We start from the raw sequence: 19,379 nt of genomic DNA, 5'->3' as shown, positions 1-19,379 counted from the left end.
GAAAATCATAAACGGATAGAATGGAGTTGGTGATTGTGCAAGCGACAGAGCAAACACTAAGTTTGAAACAAGCAGATGAAAAGTACCTTTGGCATGCAATGAAAGGAGCATCCCCTAATCCAACGAATTTAATTATTACAAAAGCAGAAGGAGCATGGGTGACGGATATTGATGGAAACCGTTATTTAGACGGCATGTCCGGTCTTTGGTGCGTGAATGTTGGATATGGCCGTAAAGAGCTTGCAAGAGCGGCTTTTGAACAACTGGAAGAAATGCCATATTTTCCTCTGACACAAAGTCATGTTCCTGCTATTAAATTAGCAGAGAAATTGAATGAATGGCTTGATGATGAATACGTTATTTTCTTTTCTAACAGTGGATCGGAAGCAAATGAAACAGCGTTTAAAATTGCTCGTCAATATCATCAGCAAAAAGGTGATCATGGACGCTATAAGTTTATTTCACGCTATCGTGCTTATCATGGTAACTCAATGGGGGCTCTTGCGGCAACAGGACAAGCACAAAGAAAGTATAAATATGAACCACTTGGGCAAGGATTCTTGCATGTAGCACCGCCTGATACGTATCGTAATCCAGAAGATGTTCGTACACTGGCAAGTGCTGATGAAATCGATCGTGTCATGACATGGGAGTTAAGTCAAACAGTAGCCGGCGTAATTATGGAGCCGATTATTACTGGGGGCGGCATTTTGATGCCTCCTGATGAATATATGGCAAAAGTAAAAGAAATTTGCGAGAAGCACGGTGCGTTGCTCATTTGTGATGAAGTAATATGTGGATTTGGGCGGACAGGGAAGCCGTTTGGATTTATGAATTACGGTGTCAAACCAGATATCATTACGATGGCAAAAGGTATTACAAGTGCGTATCTGCCTTTGGCGGCAACAGCAGTTAAACGAGAGATTTATGAGGCGTACGTAGGCAGCGAAGATTATGATCGATTTCGCCATGTGAATACGTTCGGAGGAAACCCTGCAGCTTGTGCCTTAGCTTTGAAAAATTTAGAAATTATGGAGAATGAGAAACTCATTGACCGTTCCAAGAAATTGGGTGAACGACTGTTAGATGAACTAGAGGATGTAAAAGAACATCCAAACGTAGGAGATGTTCGCGGAAAAGGTCTTCTTTTAGGTATTGAACTAGTGGAAGATAAGCAAACAAAAGAACCGGCTTCCATTGAAAAGATGAACAAAGTCATCAATGCTTGTAAAGAAAAAGGTCTAATTATCGGTAAAAATGGTGACACTGTTGCCGGTTACAATAATATTTTGCAATTTGCACCGCCATTAAACATTACAGAGGAAGACTTTACTTTTATCGTTACAACAATAAAAGAGTGTTTAGCTCAACTTTAATTTGTTAAAAGGCGGAAGATCCTATTGAGAGATGTAACTGTAAATACGGAATGAATTACTCGAAAAGGGTAATTCCGAAAGGGTTGAGTTTATGAAAGCTGATGTTGTCTTGTTAAATGGAGAAGTTATTACAGTCGACCAAAAGAATACAGTAGTCGAAGCTGTGGCAATACAAAATAATCGTATCGCATTTGTTGGTTCGAATGAGGAGGTTAAGAGTTTTATAGGAGAAAAAACGGATGTAATTGACTTGCAAGGAAAAACGCTTCTTCCTGGATTCATTGATTCCCATCTGCACCTCATTTCTTATGGACAAAATCAGTTGGCTGTCAGTTGTAAAGCTGAACATATTGATTCTATCGAAGCTTTGTTAGATGACCTAAAAAAGAAGGCATTAGAAACGCCAAAAGGTGAATGGATACGTGCTTGGGGCTTTAATGAAACCGCTGTGAAGGAAAAGCGTTATCCATCAATTACTGAGCTGGATGACATTTCAGTTGACCATCCTATTATTATAACTCGTACTTGTCACCACATAAGCGTAGTGAACAGCAAAGCATTAGAAATTGCGCAAATTAACGAGAACACACCGAACACGAGTGGGGGAGTTATTGAAAAGGATCAGGCAGGAAAGCTTACAGGAAGGTTAATTGAAGCAGCAAATATGGAGATGAGTAAAGTTGCAAGTTATAAAGAAAGTGAAATGATGAAGGCTGTGAAAATTGCATCAGATCATTTCGTTGCAGCTGGTATAACGAGTATACATGACGCAGGTGGAGATGGACCTGAGAGTTTTCGTTTACTACAACGAGCTGTGAAGAGTAGGGATATTCGTGTCCGAATATATGCAATGATATGTCAAATAAATAACTCCCATGAATTTGTTAATAAAATGGTCGAAGCTGGTGTGATAACTGGTACCGGAGATGAGAGGTTCAAGGTTGGACCAGCTAAACTGTTTACAGATGGAAGTAGCACTGGACCTACAATTGCAACCCGTGAGTCGTATTCGAGTGATCGTAACAATTATGGCATTCTTTATTATAATGAGGAAGAAATTTATCAAGTGTTAGGCGAAGCTCACAAAAAAGGTTATCAAATCACTGTGCATGCACAAGGTGATAAAGCTATTGAAATGTATTTAAATTGTGTAGAAAGGGCGTTAGAGGAATCACCAAGAAAAAATCATCGTCATCGAATCGAGCACGCGGGAATTTCTTCACCAGATTTACAAGAGAGAATGAAAAAACTTGAGATAGTTCCAATTCCAAACCCTCCATTTCCATATGAATTCGGAGAGATATATGTACGGCACTATGGTGATCGTGTTAATCATATGTACGCTGCTCGTGATTATATTGATCGAGGCATCATTGCAGCAGGTAGTTCGGATGCACCAGTTACCGACTATAACCCTTTATTAGGAATTCATGTTGCTGTCAATAGAAAAACGAAGTCTGGAATAGAGGTTGGTGTGAATCAATCTATAAGTGTAATGGAAGCTATTAAACTATACACATGGAATGGCGCTTATGCGAGTTTTGAAGAAGAGATAAAAGGAAGCATAGAGGTCGGAAAGTTGGCGGATTTAGTTATATTAAATGACAGCATTTTAAGTGTGAATCCAAACCGAATTAAAGATTTAAAAGTAGAAATAACTATTATTGATGGTGAGATTATTTATCAAGAAGAACAATCAGTGAAAATTTAATATTTCATCGTTTACATACCACGTAACTCTTGTAATGTTACGTGGTATTTTAGTTTGTTAGTTTTATGGAAATATAACGGTGCCATCGTATAGTCGTTTCATAACAGTATTCATTTACATAATTTTCGATATAGGAAATAACTATTTTTTTCTTTTAACTGTTGTTAATAGTACAGATTAACTTTTTTAATACTTGAGCTACATCATCTTTATCAATTGTACGATAGAGATAACGACTTCCTTTTTCATTTCTCCTAATTGGCTTCTTTATATGAATCGCAGGTGATATTGCTACTTTTTTAATATATTGGTAAAATAAGTTCTTGGGTCTTACTTATTGTGATTCGTATAATGATTGTCGCTCGACTTAAAGAAAATAGGTACAAAAATTTTGCACTATCTAAAGAGGGGATGGCAACGATTCCCTCTTTTTGGAGCCACTCACAAATGTAAAGCAAGAGAAGAGGCTATATCTCCTCTCTTGTTTAGATTAACCAGCTACTACAATTGGAAGAGGTATATCAAATTCAATATATGGAGGATGTTGATTGGAATCTAGTCGGCATCCTGGTGGATAATGCTTTTTTAGCAATCTATCAATTCTAATAGAATCGATAGATTGTTAGAAAGTGGAAAACGGTTATCCGTATATTCCGAAGCAGATGTAACAGAGTGTCCTTCCATAATGAAGTGTAAAACCAAAATACGTTGTTTAAAAAGTTATTTGTTAAAATTGGTTATAAGTAATAGAACAGAAAAGAGGATTACATGTTACATAATTTACAGAGAAGTAAAAATAAATTTTTATTATGTCTTATTTTTTTAGTACTTTTAACCGCTTGTGATAATACAGATGTTAAGTCATCTAAAGCTTCATCACCACCGGCTCAATCAAATACAGATACATCATTAAAAGCACCAAACTGGGTAGAGAAAAGTCCCATTCAACAGTCTCCTAATTTTATTGAAGATAAAAAAGTAAAATCGGTTGTGAATGTAATGGCAACGGGTGATAATTTATATCATGATGCAGTAATTAAAGATGGCAAACAAAAAGACGGTTCATATGATTATCACTATATTTATGAAAATATCAAAAAAGCTGTTCAATCAAGTGATCTTGCTATAGTGAACCAGGAGACTCCAATAGCAGGAAATAATCTAAAAGTACAGGGATATCCGACTTTCAATACACCTGAAGAAGTAGGTCAATCTTTAGTGGACACTGGATTCAATATAGTGACGCAAGCGACAAATCACGCTATGGATATGGGTATTAAAGGTGTTGCGAATACAAGAGAATACTGGAAGAAATATCCGGATGTTATCCCATTAGGCATTAATGAGAATCAAAATGAGCGTAATGAAATAAAAACGATTACAAAAAATGGTATTCGTTTTGCGTTACTAAATTATACATACGGTACGAATGGAATTAAAATTCCAGCTGATAAGTCTTGGGCATTAAATGTAATGGATAAAAAAGCGATACAAAATGATGTGGAAAAGGCAAAGAGTAGCTCCGATATGGTGATTGTTATGGTGCATTGGGGAGTAGAATATACCTCTACACCTTCAAAGCAACAAAAAGAAGTTGCTCAATATTTAACAGATTTAGGTGTAGATGTAGTAATTGGAAATCATCCACATGTAATTCAACCAATTGAGTGGAAACAAAATAAAGATGGACATGAAACGCTAATCTATTATTCTCTTGGAAATCTTATTTCTGCTCAAGAAAAATTAGAAACATTGGTAGGAGGATTATCTTATATACAATTTGTTAAGTATGAAGATAAAACTTTTGGTATACGACAAGCGGCACTCGTACCGACAGTAACCGACTATGCTGATGGTAAGAAACAATTTAAAATTCAATTTTTAAAAGATTATTCGGATGAAGATTCTAAAAATCATGGGATTAAAAAATTTGTCGGCCCCGTTTCTTTAGAGAGTTTCAAGGATATCCCTAGAGATGTGTTGGGAAATTGGTATAAAGACTAATAAACAAAAAGGGAATGAGATACAATTAAAAAAATTATAATTTTAGCATTGGTATTGGCAATGGGATGGAGCCTTGCTGCTTGTAGTGGAAAGCAAACATCTCAGGAAACTACTAATAATAACGATAAAAATAAAAATGAGATAAATGCGAATAAAAAAGATGTTTTACCTATCTCTGATGTTAATGATTGGAGAATTATCCTTGTAAATAGAGAGCATATGTTATCAAAGGAACTAGGAATTGAATTAACAAGTATTACCCAAAATGCGAAGCCAAATATGAAAATAGATAGTAGAATTGCAACTTCCTATCAGGATATGGTAGCAGCTGCAAAAAAAGAGGGAATCAATCTTTATTTAAGATCAGGTTATCGAGCTATAAAATTACAACAAACTTATTATGATGCTTCAGTTAAAAGCTATAAATCTCAAGGTTTGTCGGATAAAGAGGCTAGTGCTAAAGCATTGGAATATCTTCAGTATCCTGGTGCAAGTGAACATCATACGGGATTAGCGTTAGACATTATTTCAGTTGAATGGCAGAATACGGTAGAAGATTTAAATGCAAAATTTGAAACGACTGATGCATTCAAATGGTTAGATAAGAATGCTGCAGAGTATGGGTTTACTCTCCGCTATCCGAAAGATAAAGAGAATATTACTGGCATTAAGTATGAGCCATGGCATTATCGTTATGTAGGAAAAGAAGTTGCTGTGTATCTAAAAGAAAAAGGGTTAACTTTAGAAGAATATAGCGAAAAAATTAAGTCAGGCAAGTAAAAATATGCTTTGATTCTATTAAACATTATGCACTGCCACAGGAAAAGGTGGATCTGAGGATGTGTTAACCTTCCGCCTAGTATTGTAAAAACTGTGTATGATAATTTGAGCACGTATGAACCAGTTATCGTGTGAAACGATGTATGTATCAAGAAATTAAATTTATAAAAGAAGCAGTGAAAAAGGATCTGATATTTATATCAGATCCTTTTTCATTCGTAACATAGAATACTTACTTAATTAGGCCTTAAAGACTGCCTGCTTTTCAGGTATTACAATTGAAGAAAAATGCGAAAGCTATTTATAAAATATGGAAATGTTAAAACCCCTTTGATAAAATAGCAATATGCAAAAATAATTATTTGTTAATTCTTAATGTAATGAATATTCATATTTATATATATGAATTTAACTACATAATTATTGTAATAAAGGGGGAGAAAGATGTTAGATGAATTGTACAATGCTTTTTTAAATGCGTCTGGTTTTACAGAAAGTGCGAGGAAACGAGATCGGTATGATGATTTACATGATTATTTAAAAGATAAAGAAAGAGAGTTAAAGCAATTCATTCAAGAGGCTGAATCAGCGAAGAGAGATTATGAGAGTAAAAGTAATGGCTTGGAAGCTAATAAAATTCCGGCAGTTGAATTTGAACAAAAACGTCATGAAAAGGATGAAGAATTAAATACATTAGTATCCTATTTTAAAAGTGCATTAAGCGATGTTGGATCTGCAAAAGGTACAGCTTATGCAAAGTATTTGGAATATAAAGCTAAAGCAGAAGCGGAGAAAGCGTCAGCATACGCTGCAGCGACTAAGGCTTTTGAAGAAAAGAAAAAGGAAATTGAAAAACTTATCCATTAAGCATACAAAGAATGGGGGGAATCTACATGAGTGGTAAAGAGGTTGAAATTATAGGAAGTAACACTGCAAGTGCCATTTCTTACGCACAAAACATAGAAAATGGTATGAAGGATTCTTTAAACGAAGCGAAAAACTTAAAAGCATACGTTACATGTGCGAACTGGAATGGAAAAACGAGAGATGCCTTTTTAAGTTATCTAGATTTAATCATTCAATATAACTCAGAACTGGTAGATGCATTTGAAGGACATACGAAAGCTTTGAAAGAGTTAGATAAAAGTATTCAAACGTACGGAGATAGATCGGAAGTAAGGGCGATAAAACAGTTGTGATGGAGAAATGAGGGATAAAAGAATGGGAAAAGAAAGGAATTTTGCACCAGCTGAATTATATGTTCTCGCAGGTGCAGCCGGGGTTACGGATATATTTGGATTGCCAAACCGTGACGTAATTATTTTACTTGATGAAGAATGTGTCACAAAAGCAACTATGAGTTTAAAAGAAAAAGGCCTACTTACAAGTGAAAACGGAATTACCCCTGCAGCTTTTCAAATAATTGAGCTATTAAAGGAATATGAAAATTGTCATGAATACACGAGAATGAATAATGTATTAATTGGCTTTTTAAAAGAGGATAAAGACCGAGTGGCTGTATTAACAGAAATAGAACCAAATAAAAAATACGAGATCGACTACATACCAAAACCGGACGTATATTTTTCATTATTAACACGCATACCCTTCTTATTGAGAGAACCGAGAGAAATAGAAGATACATTTTTCTCAAAGAGAATGACAGAGGCAGAACAACAAACATTTGAGGGAAAAGATTTATCAAATAAAGACGTTATAGCGATAGAAACGTATACGAGGCCTCGAAGTAATAGAGGAGGAAAATGGGAATGTTTCTTATATTTCACTGAAGGAGAAGATTTCGTTCAAATAGATGTAGATCGTAATCGATATGACTGGGTGAGCCTCTATGCGGTTAATAAGAAATTGTATGACGTGTTAAAAATGCCATATAAAAAGTTAATTGACCCGAGACAATTCTCGTTAGGAGGTATTCAATAATGCAAGTATCAATGGGAGATAGTGGTTCTGGTGGTGGAGAAGAAGTATTAGTTAATTTTCAAGAACTACTTGATATAGTAATGAAGTTAGAAAATATATATAAAATCCATTTAGACGTCATTGGAACAAATATTGAGAGTTTATTAAGCAGTGATTTTTATCAAAAAGGTGAAGCGATGAGAGTAATTGAAAAATATCCTGATATATTACACAAAACACTTGAATTGTCTGAACACTATTTGAGGTCGGCGAAAGTTGTAGGAAATGTATGCGTGGAAATGCTTGAAAAGGACGAACAATTACGTGAAAGATTAAGTAAGTTGTAGAAATCATCATACGGCTGGGGGATGAAAACGAAATGGATGTGAAATATAGACCTGAACCATGGCAAAACATGGGAGATGGTATGAATCGAATTACAAAAGATGCACTCATAAAATTACGGCACGCAAATGAATCATTAAAAAGAATTGATGGAAGAATACGAGATTTAGACTCAGATGGTAGTATACATTTTAGCCCAAAAGATCAATCGCAAAAAATAGGGGAATTACTTGATAGCTATTCGACATTACAAAAATATTGCGGAGAAGCAGGGCGATTGGTGTCTGAACATATAGATAAACCTTTTTTAGTAGAAATGGATAAATTCGCTCAAAAAATGAGAGATACATCTATTCTTAGCTTCGAAACAAATAACCGAATTGGCTCTACAACAACGACAGTATTACCAGATGCGCACGCGGGATACGGAAGTGTACCGCAAACAATAAAAACAAAAAAAGATAAAATAACTGTAGAAGATATTTTTAAAGATTCACCTGCATTTGATAACGTACTGAGAGGGGAATACAAAGAACTAAAAAAACAAAATCCAGATGCAAAACTAAATTATGAAGAATATAAGAAAGTAGTCCCATCCACACGAGGATTTGAATACAAATCAATAGAAGATGAACAGAAAAAACTAGAAATGGTGCGAGACATAGGAATAGGCGTAGGAATCATCATCACAACAATCCTTTGCCCACCACTCGGGGCCGCTGCCGCAGTTGTATACGGCGCGGTACAAATCAAAAGTGGTATCGACGGAGAAGACTGGGGAACACATAGGAAATTGAGCCAAGAAGAGCGGGTAGGAAACATCATTTTTGGCGGATTAGATGCAATCCCAGTTGTTGGAGCAGTAGGAAAAGGAGTAAAAGCATTCAAAGGCACGAGTGAATTAGCAGATTTAGCGAAATTATTAAAATTCAAAGAAGGAATGCCTGGTTTTAATCCAAATTTGGGTAAAAATGTGGTACAATCGCTTAAGGAAAATAAGACTTTAAAAAATGCACTAGATGCTATGAAAAATACTCCTATTCCAGTAGCAGTTAGGACGGTGGATACTGGAATAGGAATGAAGCTTCCTTATATAGAATCTTCAACTGTTGGAGAAGTAGCTGGAAAGTTTTCAAAGGCAAGTACGGCAGCTAAGGATGACGCTTATCAACTTGCTCATGGGCATAGTAAATTAGAAGGAAGTAATAAAACTAGCGGAGTGGGTAATAATAGCTCGCGTACTGACGAAATTGGAATCGAATTTAAACGTAATCCAAAACATAATGAAGATGAGTTTATACGACAATTAAAAAACCAAGAAGATGGGCTGGGGAAATTGACAGTTGATGAGTTTATTCAGAATCGGAACCAATTTTTAAAATATGGAAGATCAAAACAAGCAAATTCAGCTCAAAGATTAGCACGAAAACAAGCTGTGCAAGATAAAATAGATGAATTTATGGAAGAAGGTTTTTCATTTAGGGAAGCAGAAGAGCAAGCTTTAAAGTGGATAAAGGATAAAGCTGCATTACATGACCCAGATCAAATTGCGGGTGGAAATCCATTAAAAATAACTGGCATGGGTGATTCTAGAATTAATTCATCAATAGGTTCGCAGTGGAAAAGCAGGATTGGTAATGTGGATAAGGAAATTAGACGAGTTGCTGACACCTTATCAGAGGAAGAAAAAAAATTGATATATCTTAATGTTAGATTGAAATCGGAGTAGGGGGATACTATGGAAAATATAAATGATTTTATATCTTTCGAAAAACCATCAACAGAGGTTATTGAAAAGTATACAGGGAAAGTTCCAGATCAAATAATAGATTTATGGAAATGCTATGGGTTTGGGAGTATGTTAAATGGATACTTAAGAGCAATAAATCCAGAAAAATATTTAGATATATTAAAGGAAAGTTATATCCGTTATGAAGAAGCTATCCCAATTTTTACAACAGGTATGGGAGATATTCTTGTGTGGGAAAATAACTATTTATTATTACTTAAGTATCGAAAAGGTACGGTAGATGTAGTAGCTGGAAAATTTAAGTTTTTCTTTAAAAATACGAAAGATGATTATTTTTTAGAGAAAGCATTGGATTGGAAGCATTATCAGGAGGCATTAAATAAATACGGAAGGCTTGAAATTGATGAATGTTTTGGTTACACACCTTTACTTGCACTAGGTGGACCAGAAAAAGTAGAAAACTTACAAAAAGTCAAACTTATCGAGCATGTTTATTTAATTACTCAATTTATGGGGCCGATAGAATAATGAACGAAGAAACTGGAAGGTGGATAAATCCTCTTTCAGTTTTTTTATTTAAAAGGCTATTAATGTAAATGAAGCTTTAAAAGATACGATTGAGTTAATGTTATAATATAGAAATGTGGTAACGAGAAACTTGGGTTGAATTTATAAAAAGTAATTTTTTATGAATTAAGGCTAACATAAATTGCTAGTATTATATAATTGAAAATTAGCAAAAGGTGTGGACTCCGTATCCCAAATCTTTAAAGGTGTAGAAATACTGCCAGATGGAAGTGTCGCTAGAACTGGAACGAACTATAGCGGGAAATTACAAGAAGCCCATGATGCCTCAAAGTCGAGTGTTCAGAGTAGGATCTCGAATTTGGAGAGTGGTGGGGTTAAGGGTACGGGTGAAGGTACTCAAACTAAAAAAATTAAACCGACTAATGAAAGAACTGCAGAATATGAAGAAGCTATGACAAAAGCAGCTAGAGATTTACCTCCTTATAGTAGAAAACCTAATAAACCAAGAGATTTTGAAGAAAAAGTAGTAGATGATTCTACAGGAATTACTACTTATACATTTACATCTAAGAAAAATGGGGAAACTTATAAAGTTAAATATGATAAAGATGGTTACCCAATTTTTAATTCAAAATATGAAACATCTTTATCAGAGTCATATCATATAGAGCCTGACTCAGTGCAGTTTAAATATCTCTCAAAAAAATTATATGACGATATAATGAAAGATCCAAACTTAGCAAAACAATTCAGCCAAACAGATATTGAGCTATTCAAATTAGGTAAGAAGCCAAAATCAGTCACATGGCATCATCATCAAGAGACTGGTAAAATGCAACTTGTTGATTACTATGAACATCAGGTTGCGGGTCATACAGGTGGTAGAGCAATTTGGGGTGGTGGAGATGACGGTAGAACAGGTAAACTGAAGAAAATTATTTTGGAGATGATAAAATGAGCCGAGTAACTTGGCTATTTACGGATGGAGCGATAGATGAGCAAGTAATTATTGCTGTGGAGAATTCATTTGGTGTCAGATTTCCAGATGATTACCGTGAATGCATTAAAAAAAATAACGGTGGTTATCCTGAGCCTAATATTTATGATATTAATGATGATGAGGGTGGAGCAGTCTTTGATTGTCTATTAAGTTTTACAAGCAAAGATGCAAATGTAGAAGTTGTTTATGAATTAACTTCACTTCCGGAAGGTATTATTCCATTTGCAAGAGACCCATTTGGGGGACTTATTTGTTTTAATTACTGTGATACTAAAGATTCTCCGTCAGTAGTTTTCTATGATCAGGAATCAGTGAATGAGGATAAAATTAAATTAATATGCGACTCTTTTTCTGAATTGATTGAGAGATTATACTCTGATTGAGAAAAACAAAATGAACAGGAAAGAAGGTTAATTGTATGAGGAATTTAGATTTTGAATATACTTTTACCCCTATTGGCATTGAAGATATCGAAGATTTCGAAAATAAGTATGGTATATTGTTACCTGATGATTATAAACAATTTTTGCTGTCTAAAAATGGAGGAAAAACTGAGCAACGAAGATTTAAAACTAATGATACAACTAAGAAAGGCGTAATAACATCGTCTGTTTCAATGTTTTTTCCTCTATCAATAGAAAATGAAATAAATCTAGAAGAGAAATTAAGAAGTTATAATTTGATGCAAGTGGTACCAAGTAATTTTCTTCCAATTGGAATTGACCCCGCGGGGAGTTTGATTTGTTTATCAATTGATGGGAAAGATAGAGGTAGTGTATATCATTGTGATATGGATTACTTTGAAGAAGATAACGAGTTAAGAGAGGAATACATCCGACTAATTTCTAAAAGTTTCTCTGAATTTGTAGATAATTTATATATTCCTGAAAACTAATGATAGGATTTTATTGATTGGAATTAGTTAATAGTTGGTTAATCTCTTTAATTTAAACGGGGCTTTCTTTGTGGTCTAACGACCTAGAGAAAGCCTCTTCTTTTTCCCCGAATTATTTAAAAGTACAACATAGGGGACGGGTGAAGTTCCTAAAGTTAATCCGAAAATTAAAGTGAATTTTAAGACTGGTTATGATAAGCATTTAATTGAAGTAAAAGGTTTTAAAGCAAAACCGACTATAGGTATAAAAGGTGGACACAACCTTGAAAACTTTGAATAGTACATTTTAGACAACTTCGGTGATCCGATAAAGAATATTAATCAAGGTGTAACAAAAACGCCACATCCGGATATTCTAGGTATTTATGAAGTTAAATACAAGCTTCCTGTTTATGACGGAATGAGCACGGCTTAACGGTGGAAAAAGGAATATCAGAATGTTCCAATTCCTGTTAAGGTTAGGCTTAGTCAAACGGCTGATTTATTCGGATTGAGGTCCCTCCAAGTTGATACGGAAAAGCTTGGAAATCTAATTAGCAAGTTCGAAAGGAAAGTCGATGAAGTTTCTAAGGGTACGGGTAATAGAGAGGCTGAAGTTCCACCTGCTTTTAGGCAAACTGATTTTGCTAGTTCTTATGAGGCAAGGCTTAATCAGACACCTGCATTAGAGAATCCAAAGGTTGAATTTGAGGGAATACGGGGTGAATCTAAGTGCATACTTAAGCCACCACCAGACCGTCAATTAAAACAGATTTTAGATGAAGTTGGGATTGAGGGTATTCAATATAAAAATGCAGTTCCTGATTTTTCACCAACAGCAAAGGCACAAGTTGAAATCAACTATATGCTTGGAGGAAAAGGAACTTATGGAGGGAAAGCCAGACGAGCTAATTTTGTTCAATCAGACCAAAAATTAGCTGACCAGATTAATGGTTCAACTGAATTAGCAAGTAAATTTGGGATGGAATCTGGTAAAATCAGTGCAAGAGATATAAAAAAATATCGAGAAAAAAATAAATTAACATGGCATGAATTAAATGATGTTAAAACAATGCAACTCGTGCCAACAAAAATAAATAGTGAATTCGGACACCTTGGTGGTGTAGGGGAAATAAACGCAGGAGCTTTTAAACCTGGAGGGTTTGCTAATAAATAAAAAGAGGAGATTTTAAAATGACTATAAACGATCCGATTTTTGGTGAACTTGAGTATGAGTATGGTTGGACTAAGGATACCATTATTCGTTTTTTTGGAAAAGAATCTGAGATATCTTTGATGATAGATGGTGAAGAAGATGGAGAGTTTGATGAAGAGCAGTATATGGCATATCAAGCATTAATGCAGAATTGGGAGGATTTACAGCCAAGTTTATTGCAATCAATATTAGACTATTACAAACAAAAGCGACATGAACTAGGTTATGATATTGGATTAAATGAAAATTATCCATTAATTGAAACACCTGATCAAATACTAGAAATGATAACTTTAGATGGAATTGTTGTTCCATATGCGGATATTTTTGAAGGGCGAGATATTGGAATTACATTTAACTGTACATGGGATATAGAAAATGGATTAGGGCTTCGTCTATTAAATGAAAAAATAATTGAAGTAGGTTATCAGGATGTTGCAATTTAAAACAGGCTGTTAAAAAGTAAAGACTCATGATGGTTGTACCGTCATGGAGTACTGTGTGCAATGATAGAATAGAAAATAAAGTACGAGCTTAGGCGAGATGACATTTTAACGGGCGATAAATATAAACAACATGGAATGTATATTAAACTAACGAACTCGTACAAACTCGTAAGTTTTAATATAGTATTTGTCATGATGTACAAAAGGTGTCATACTGTTACTACAAATTTACGCTACTTAAAAACATATGAACTTAAAGCACTTGATTGTCAATTAAAGGCAACAAGTGCTTTTTTGCGTTTTAGCGTAGAAAATTAATGAGGAACTATAATTTTATTATGTGAACTTCTTCTGTTTTTTTACATGGTTTATAAAACTGAAAAGGAGATAAATGTTCACTATTACTTTCATTCCTGTTATAAAAAATTCTACAATAGAAGACAGAACGTATATTTGGTATAATCGAAACATACTATATGGAATTACGGACATGAGTTTGAAATTCATGTAATAAGGTAAGTACTACATAACAATACATAATATTTAAAGTTCCAGTACATATAGGATTCAGTTCATGTTATATAAATTAATTGTGAGAAAGGAAAAGATGTAATGAATCAAATTTCATTTGAAGATTTATTTGAAGAAGAAAAAGAGAAGGTGGAGGTAGCTGAGATACCCGTACCGTTATCGCCATTGCAAAAAGCTATTTTGGAATTACTTAATTCTGAAGAAATAAGTGTACTTGAGCTATGCGAACGATTAATACGATCTGGTAAAATACCCGATGAAAGATTCACAACAAATAAGCCTAAAGCATATGGTCAAGTATGCTTAATATTAGAAGGTTTTGTTAAAGAAGGAAAACTTATTTTTATCAAAGATGATGAGAAAAGAGATAGAGTATATAAATTGAAAGAAGAAGTTTTAGATGTATAGAGGGAAATGAATGATTGGTTCTCTTTAACTTTGAGTCCCATTAATCTAGTAATGTCCATAAAAAAAGGTGTCAATCTCACTTAGATTGACACCTTCATACTTTTAACACCTTACATATTTACGTTTGAAACCAAGTCTGCCTCTATCAAGTTCTTTTTGAATACTTTCTGAAGCATTTAGTAAACTGCTTTTTTTCTTATCACGTTTTACTTCAACTATACCAACTTCTTTTGCAGTCTCAACTGCCTTTTCGTGTAGCGGTACATATGAAATTGCCACAGTGTTTAGGAAATTATTCATAGCGGATTTTGTTCGTTCTGGTGAATCATGAATTGTATTTTTCACCATTTCAAGCATATCGGAAATTTTGCTTTCAGAAAACTCATTGTCTTTGCGATTCCCTAAAAGCCAGCAGTAGCAACTCCAGCCTGCAGACATTTTAAGCTCATCCCCACTTGTAATCCATTTATCAGCAACATCTTGTGCAATATTTGCCTCTGATAAAGTTACTGCCACTACATAATCGGATAGCATATAAAAATATGCCCCGTCCATCCAGCGATCAAAATCAGACTCACTCATAGATTTTGGATCTGCAATAATGCCTGCAAAGTACATAGCATCGTAGTTACCTGTGGCATAAAGTTCCTCAGCCAACTCTTGATTTAATTTTATTTTCTTAGCGATTGGTTTCATAGCGCCCGTAGCTACGCCGAAAACTGGCTCGTGTGCACCGTTAGATATGTATATTTTTTTCGTTCTTTCCTTACCGAGGGCTTCAAGCTCTTGCATAACTGTTTTAAAATCCATAGCTGTGCACTTCCTTCCTTAATATAAAGACCATTTTAATTGTAATGATATAGTTTATATTTTTTATCGAGTTTTCCATACCTCTCAAATTTAATACTAATCGTATGTGAGTAGGATGTCTACTTTCTATAATTCCTTGGCAATTCAGTTTGTGATTTTGACCTTCCATCTAATTATAATCATGAGAATATTACATTAAGGTAAACGGGAAAGAGACAAAATAGATGTATAACTTTCCGCATCGGTTTTTAAAGTGGGAGAATGTAAATAATATTTTATCTTTGGCATCTTCTCTGTAGTGTTATGTTATTATTTGGTAAGGGGATAAATGGGATTTAAAGTTAAACTTGTGAGGTTGGTTACAAATGATAAAGAAATTTACTAGAGTTGTATTAATAGCGGTTATGCCAATCAGTCTTATTACAGGTTGTGGAGCTGCTGAAAAAACGGAAGCACAAAAGTCGAAAGAGGTACAAAAGGAAAAAAAGGACTATACGGATTATTCATATGGTAGCAAAGGTATATTAGTAAGCGGCAAAGCGAAAGAACGTCAACAATATGAGATTGGATATATGGATGATAACAAGTTAATTGGGATTGACGAAAATATTGAAGACTGCATTATTTTAGATAATAAAGATGAAGCAAGCCACATTTGGAAACAAATAGAGCGTGGATCTATTATTGAAGTGCAATATGGTAAGGACCGAAAAGACATCGTAGGGGTACAATTAGTAGGAGATCGTAAGCCATACGAAATTAGTGATAAATTTGATCGGAATACGATAAATGAGATTGTTGGACAAGTTAAAGGTAATTTGTAATAGAGGTATTTCGTTAGTATAGGAACCATTAACATGACATGGCGAATCGCATACATAAAAGTTTGGAATCAACGGCATTTTTAATATGAAAATGCCGTTGATTTATTTTAAAAAGTAAATGGTATTCTATAGTCTTGTAGAAAAATGCATATTAGAAAATATATAAATGAATTATTCTTTTTTTAGTTGTGATGATTGCTGTAAGGTCATTGCCCAAAATAAAAGAGCAAAAGCACTAACGGATACACCTAATAGGCATACTCCGTTCCATCCGTATTTTGCATAAACATTTGTTGAAAGAATGGCACCCGTTGCACTACCGATAGAATAAAAAATCATGTAACTGGCAGTGATTCGACTTCTTGCTTCAGGGCGCACTGTGAAAAGCATACTTTGATTGGTGACATGTACAGCTTGCACAGCTAAATCTAAAAGGATAATGCCGAAAATTAGTAACAATAGAGAGTAGTTAATAAATTTAATTAGGAGCCATGAAAGTACTAATAAAGATAAGGCTATGCCAGTTGTTCGTTGTCCTAATCCTTTATCAGCTAATTGTCCCGCTTTCGTAGCAGCTAATGCACCTGCAACTCCAGCAAGGCCGAATGCACCAATAGCTGTTATTCTTTTATGTTCAAGAGTAGGTAAATTCCAATGTAATAAAAAAGATATGAAGAGTAAAAGGATATACGAAGAAAATTCAGTACTTTTATTTTCGGAAAGAATATAATTTTATAGGTGTACACAGTATAAGAAGATTGTAGGAGGCGTGTGTAATTAAATTAGACGGGAATAAAACGCTATATAGCCCCTTCCAAGCCCCTCATAAGCACCTACCAAGTAATAAATCACTAAGAAAAAACAAAACAAAAACAACTACAAGAACAACTACAAGAACAAAACAAGCGCGAAAACATAAAACGTCGTTGTAAGTGTTCACAAATAATATAGTTGTATAAAATTAGAGATGGTACGATGGATAATTATGCTATTTTTTCTTTCATGTATAATAAGATGAGGGGACATCTCAATATTTAACTAATTAAAATAAGGGCAGTATATCAGTAAAAGGGGGAGAAGGATGGATAAGTTATTGCAAGAAATCATAAATTGGATTAGTAGGACTAATGAACAGGTTGTTATTGGTGTTTCAGGACATGGCGCTGCTGGAAAAACAACGTTTGCTAATATGCTTGTAGACCTACTAGATCAAAATGAAGTGAATTATATTAATACAGATCCATATATTGTTAGTTCAGACATACGAAAGCATGCAATTATTGACTATACATATCAAAACGAAAATCATCATTATAAAATGACGGCTTGTCATCCATCAGCGCATCATTTGTCTGCTTTAGAAAGAGATGTTCAGATGGTAAGGGCTGGTTTAGATTTTTATACGATAGATACGCATTATATGAAAAGCGAGTTAATTTCTTCAAAAAACAAAGTGACAATTGTAGAAGGAATGTGTGTCGCATTTATTAATCCCGATCTATTTGATTTGAAAATTTACTTCTATACAGATGATGAAACGGAATTAATGAGAAGGTCTAGCCGAGATATTGCTGAAAGGGGAGCCGATATCAATTATTTAAGGCGGTCTCATGCAGAACGTCGGATTCAGTATAAAGTGTTTATGCATCCATACAGTCAACGTTTTGATATTATTATTAAAAGTTCCGATGAAGCAATATGTCTAGAAAAAAATACATTTGAGTTTTATAAAGTTTAAATGCAAATACTCTATTTGTTATGTTTATTATGAGGGTTCATTTTCATTATTTGGTTCTCAAATGAAGCAACTTTATTATTCACCTAAAAATCCATTGTCTATGAAACAACTAGATTTTTAAACGACTTTAATAGACATCTGTCATTTACATAGACAGATGTCTATTGTATTTTTGGTAGCAAGATTAAATAACCTTTTTGTTACTTTACAGTAAGTAGTAAAAAAAATTGTAATTCGAATGCCAAAACGGCTCCCACATTCCTATATTTATATTGAAGGATTGGGATTTCTTATTTGCTAGCAAAGAGTGGAGGGAAATAGATGGCGGTGTACCGTAATGTGCAGGTGAACTTTTGGCAAGATGAATTCATATTAGATTTAACGCCAGAGGAGCGTTATTTTTACATATATTTGTTAACTGGTACGAAAACGAAGCAATGTGGAATTTACATATTACCGAAGCGTGTGGCAGAACTGGAAACGGGCTACAGTATGGAGACTGTTGAGAAGCTGTTAAATAGGTTTGTTGCATACGGAAAGATTTTATACGATGCGGAAACGAAAGAGTTATACATACTAAATTGGCTACACTATAACCCTATTTTAAATACGAATGTAGAGAAGTGTGTGTTACGTGAGTTAAAGACTGTGAAAAATAAAGAATTCATATATACGTTTTTACGTAAATGTCTTGAAGAAGAATGGAAGATTCCATTGTTATTGCAGCATTTTGGTATGCCTGAAGAAGAGGATACTAGTAGTTTACAAGAAGTTATTGAAGAGAAAGAAGTAGAAAGTATAGAAGAGGCCGTTCCCAATAGTAAAGTGTACAAGTTTTATGAACAACATATTAGTAGTTTATCCCCATATATCGTGAAGGAATTGAAGGATTGGATACAAAGAGTTTCAGGAAAGGTAGTACTAGAAGCACTTAAAATTGCGTTTGAACATAATAAGCGAACGTTCGCTTATGTGAAGGGGATTTTGAGGAATTGGTGTAAGAAAGGGCAAGTAGATTTAAGTGAAGAAAAGGAAGGATTCATTTTGTATGATCCGTAGCATATAAGGATTTTTCTATTTTAAAAGGTTCTTTCAAAATAGAAGCGAATAGTTTGAGA

At 34.3% G+C, this 19,379-nt stretch carries 20 protein-coding genes and 1 pseudogene; 19 read left to right on the top strand and 2 right to left on the bottom strand.

Annotation, left to right across the window (positions count from 1 at the left end):
* Positions 1-20 precede the first annotated feature (20 nt).
* The 16 genes from ACUN26_RS12875 (at position 21) to ACUN26_RS12800 (ending at position 14,889) form a co-directional block, all read left to right on the top strand.
* A complete protein-coding gene (locus ACUN26_RS12875; protein WP_162148118.1) occupies positions 21-1,376 on the top strand; it encodes an aspartate aminotransferase family protein in 1,356 nt (451 codons plus the stop codon).
* A gap of 91 nt (positions 1,377-1,467) precedes the next feature.
* Entirely contained in the window at positions 1,468-3,087 is a 1,620-nt protein-coding gene (locus ACUN26_RS12870; protein WP_000642581.1) for an amidohydrolase, read from the top strand.
* Between the two features lie 768 nt (positions 3,088-3,855).
* Positions 3,856-5,091, top strand: a complete 1,236-nt coding sequence (locus ACUN26_RS12865) for a CapA family protein (protein ID WP_000903057.1) — start codon at positions 3,856-3,858, stop codon at positions 5,089-5,091.
* Between the two features lie 48 nt (positions 5,092-5,139).
* Positions 5,140-5,871, top strand: a complete 732-nt coding sequence (locus tag ACUN26_RS12860) for a M15 family metallopeptidase (RefSeq protein ID WP_000241997.1) — start codon at positions 5,140-5,142, stop codon at positions 5,869-5,871.
* 444 nt (positions 5,872-6,315) lie between these two features.
* A complete protein-coding gene (locus tag ACUN26_RS12855; RefSeq protein WP_000883458.1) occupies positions 6,316-6,738 on the top strand; it encodes a hypothetical protein in 423 nt (140 codons plus the stop codon).
* A 26-nt stretch (positions 6,739-6,764) separates the two neighbouring features.
* The gene (locus ACUN26_RS12850; protein ID WP_000014533.1) at positions 6,765-7,070 is read left to right on the top strand and encodes a WXG100 family type VII secretion target; all 306 of its coding nucleotides are present in this window, start codon (positions 6,765-6,767) and stop codon (positions 7,068-7,070) included.
* Between the two features lie 22 nt (positions 7,071-7,092).
* The gene (locus ACUN26_RS12845) at positions 7,093-7,812 is read left to right on the top strand and encodes a DUF5081 family protein (protein WP_000514188.1); all 720 of its coding nucleotides are present in this window, start codon (positions 7,093-7,095) and stop codon (positions 7,810-7,812) included.
* Positions 7,812-8,138 (top strand): hypothetical protein, encoded by a 327-nt coding sequence (locus ACUN26_RS12840; RefSeq protein WP_001198200.1) that lies wholly within the window; start codon positions 7,812-7,814, stop codon positions 8,136-8,138. Before ACUN26_RS12845 ends, ACUN26_RS12840 begins: the two co-directional genes overlap by 1 nt.
* 32 nt (positions 8,139-8,170) lie before the next feature.
* Complete coding sequence (locus tag ACUN26_RS12835) at positions 8,171-9,865, top strand: polymorphic toxin type 15 domain-containing protein (protein WP_000382728.1); 1,695 nt, start codon at positions 8,171-8,173, stop codon at positions 9,863-9,865.
* Positions 9,866-9,874: 9 nt separating this feature from the next.
* The gene (locus ACUN26_RS12830; RefSeq protein WP_000427864.1) at positions 9,875-10,414 is read left to right on the top strand and encodes a T6SS immunity protein Tdi1 domain-containing protein; all 540 of its coding nucleotides are present in this window, start codon (positions 9,875-9,877) and stop codon (positions 10,412-10,414) included.
* A gap of 217 nt (positions 10,415-10,631) precedes the next feature.
* Positions 10,632-11,372 (top strand): HNH endonuclease, encoded by a 741-nt coding sequence (locus tag ACUN26_RS12825; protein ID WP_000378753.1) that lies wholly within the window; start codon positions 10,632-10,634, stop codon positions 11,370-11,372.
* Positions 11,369-11,797 carry an SMI1/KNR4 family protein gene (locus ACUN26_RS12820; RefSeq protein ID WP_000092334.1) on the top strand — a complete coding sequence of 143 codons (429 nt, stop codon included), beginning with the start codon at positions 11,369-11,371 and terminating at the stop codon, positions 11,795-11,797. Before ACUN26_RS12825 ends, ACUN26_RS12820 begins: the two co-directional genes overlap by 4 nt.
* Before the next feature lie 35 nt (positions 11,798-11,832).
* Positions 11,833-12,309, top strand: a complete 477-nt coding sequence (locus ACUN26_RS12815; RefSeq protein WP_001245027.1) for an SMI1/KNR4 family protein — start codon at positions 11,833-11,835, stop codon at positions 12,307-12,309.
* Positions 12,310-12,799: 490 nt separating this feature from the next.
* Complete coding sequence (locus ACUN26_RS12810; protein ID WP_001257231.1) at positions 12,800-13,465, top strand: HNH endonuclease; 666 nt, start codon at positions 12,800-12,802, stop codon at positions 13,463-13,465.
* Positions 13,466-13,482: 17 nt separating this feature from the next.
* Positions 13,483-13,950 carry a DUF6985 domain-containing protein gene (locus ACUN26_RS12805; protein WP_000154329.1) on the top strand — a complete coding sequence of 156 codons (468 nt, stop codon included), beginning with the start codon at positions 13,483-13,485 and terminating at the stop codon, positions 13,948-13,950.
* A gap of 612 nt (positions 13,951-14,562) precedes the next feature.
* Positions 14,563-14,889, top strand: coding sequence for a DUF3895 domain-containing protein (locus ACUN26_RS12800; protein WP_001071904.1), 327 nt, complete (start codon positions 14,563-14,565; stop codon positions 14,887-14,889).
* Between the two features lie 102 nt (positions 14,890-14,991).
* Here the strand turns inward: ACUN26_RS12800 and ACUN26_RS12795 are convergent, their stop codons facing one another.
* Positions 14,992-15,699, bottom strand: a complete 708-nt coding sequence (locus ACUN26_RS12795) for a DNA alkylation repair protein (RefSeq protein WP_000346324.1) — start codon at positions 15,697-15,699, stop codon at positions 14,992-14,994.
* Between the two features lie 365 nt (positions 15,700-16,064).
* Between ACUN26_RS12795 and ACUN26_RS12790 the strand changes: the two genes are divergently transcribed.
* Positions 16,065-16,523 carry a hypothetical protein gene (locus ACUN26_RS12790; RefSeq protein WP_000591647.1) on the top strand — a complete coding sequence of 153 codons (459 nt, stop codon included), beginning with the start codon at positions 16,065-16,067 and terminating at the stop codon, positions 16,521-16,523.
* A 171-nt stretch (positions 16,524-16,694) separates the two neighbouring features.
* On the opposite strand, the pseudogene ACUN26_RS12785 reads toward ACUN26_RS12790, so the two are convergent.
* Positions 16,695-17,207 (bottom strand): annotated as a pseudogene (locus ACUN26_RS12785) (MFS transporter); the annotation flags it as partial.
* Between the two features lie 397 nt (positions 17,208-17,604).
* Between ACUN26_RS12785 and ACUN26_RS12780 the strand changes: the two are divergent.
* Together ACUN26_RS12780 and ACUN26_RS12775 are read left to right on the top strand one after the other, a co-directional pair.
* Entirely contained in the window at positions 17,605-18,261 is a 657-nt protein-coding gene (locus ACUN26_RS12780; RefSeq protein WP_000359525.1) for a uridine kinase family protein, read from the top strand.
* A gap of 321 nt (positions 18,262-18,582) precedes the next feature.
* Positions 18,583-19,320: a DnaD domain-containing protein gene (locus tag ACUN26_RS12775; RefSeq protein ID WP_000312078.1), complete on the top strand. Its 738-nt coding sequence runs from the start codon at positions 18,583-18,585 to the stop codon at positions 19,318-19,320.
* Positions 19,321-19,379 lie beyond the last annotated feature (59 nt).

Source organism: Bacillus sp. WC2503, from assembly GCF_052682895.1.
This window is presented reverse-complemented; position numbering and strand designations above follow the sequence as displayed.

Bases quoted from the DNA above. Each gene is read 5' to 3' on its own strand.
- ACUN26_RS12875 (WP_162148118.1), top strand. From the start codon at position 21: ATGGAGTTGGTGATTGTGCAAGCGACAGAGCAAACACTAAGTTTGAAA.
- ACUN26_RS12870 (WP_000642581.1), top strand. From the start codon at position 1,468: ATGAAAGCTGATGTTGTCTTGTTAAATGGAGAAGTTATTACAGTCGAC.
- ACUN26_RS12865 (WP_000903057.1), top strand. From the start codon at position 3,856: ATGTTACATAATTTACAGAGAAGTAAAAATAAATTTTTATTATGTCTT.
- ACUN26_RS12855 (WP_000883458.1), top strand. From the start codon at position 6,316: ATGTTAGATGAATTGTACAATGCTTTTTTAAATGCGTCTGGTTTTACA.
- ACUN26_RS12850 (WP_000014533.1), top strand. From the start codon at position 6,765: ATGAGTGGTAAAGAGGTTGAAATTATAGGAAGTAACACTGCAAGTGCC.
- ACUN26_RS12845 (WP_000514188.1), top strand. From the start codon at position 7,093: ATGGGAAAAGAAAGGAATTTTGCACCAGCTGAATTATATGTTCTCGCA.
- ACUN26_RS12840 (WP_001198200.1), top strand. From the start codon at position 7,812: ATGCAAGTATCAATGGGAGATAGTGGTTCTGGTGGTGGAGAAGAAGTA.
- ACUN26_RS12835 (WP_000382728.1), top strand. From the start codon at position 8,171: ATGGATGTGAAATATAGACCTGAACCATGGCAAAACATGGGAGATGGT.
- ACUN26_RS12830 (WP_000427864.1), top strand. From the start codon at position 9,875: ATGGAAAATATAAATGATTTTATATCTTTCGAAAAACCATCAACAGAG.
- ACUN26_RS12820 (WP_000092334.1), top strand. From the start codon at position 11,369: ATGAGCCGAGTAACTTGGCTATTTACGGATGGAGCGATAGATGAGCAA.
- ACUN26_RS12815 (WP_001245027.1), top strand. From the start codon at position 11,833: ATGAGGAATTTAGATTTTGAATATACTTTTACCCCTATTGGCATTGAA.
- ACUN26_RS12805 (WP_000154329.1), top strand. From the start codon at position 13,483: ATGACTATAAACGATCCGATTTTTGGTGAACTTGAGTATGAGTATGGT.
- ACUN26_RS12800 (WP_001071904.1), top strand. From the start codon at position 14,563: ATGAATCAAATTTCATTTGAAGATTTATTTGAAGAAGAAAAAGAGAAG.
- ACUN26_RS12795 (WP_000346324.1), bottom strand. From the start codon at position 15,699: ATGGATTTTAAAACAGTTATGCAAGAGCTTGAAGCCCTCGGTAAGGAA.
- ACUN26_RS12790 (WP_000591647.1), top strand. From the start codon at position 16,065: ATGATAAAGAAATTTACTAGAGTTGTATTAATAGCGGTTATGCCAATC.
- ACUN26_RS12780 (WP_000359525.1), top strand. From the start codon at position 17,605: ATGGATAAGTTATTGCAAGAAATCATAAATTGGATTAGTAGGACTAAT.
- ACUN26_RS12775 (WP_000312078.1), top strand. From the start codon at position 18,583: ATGGCGGTGTACCGTAATGTGCAGGTGAACTTTTGGCAAGATGAATTC.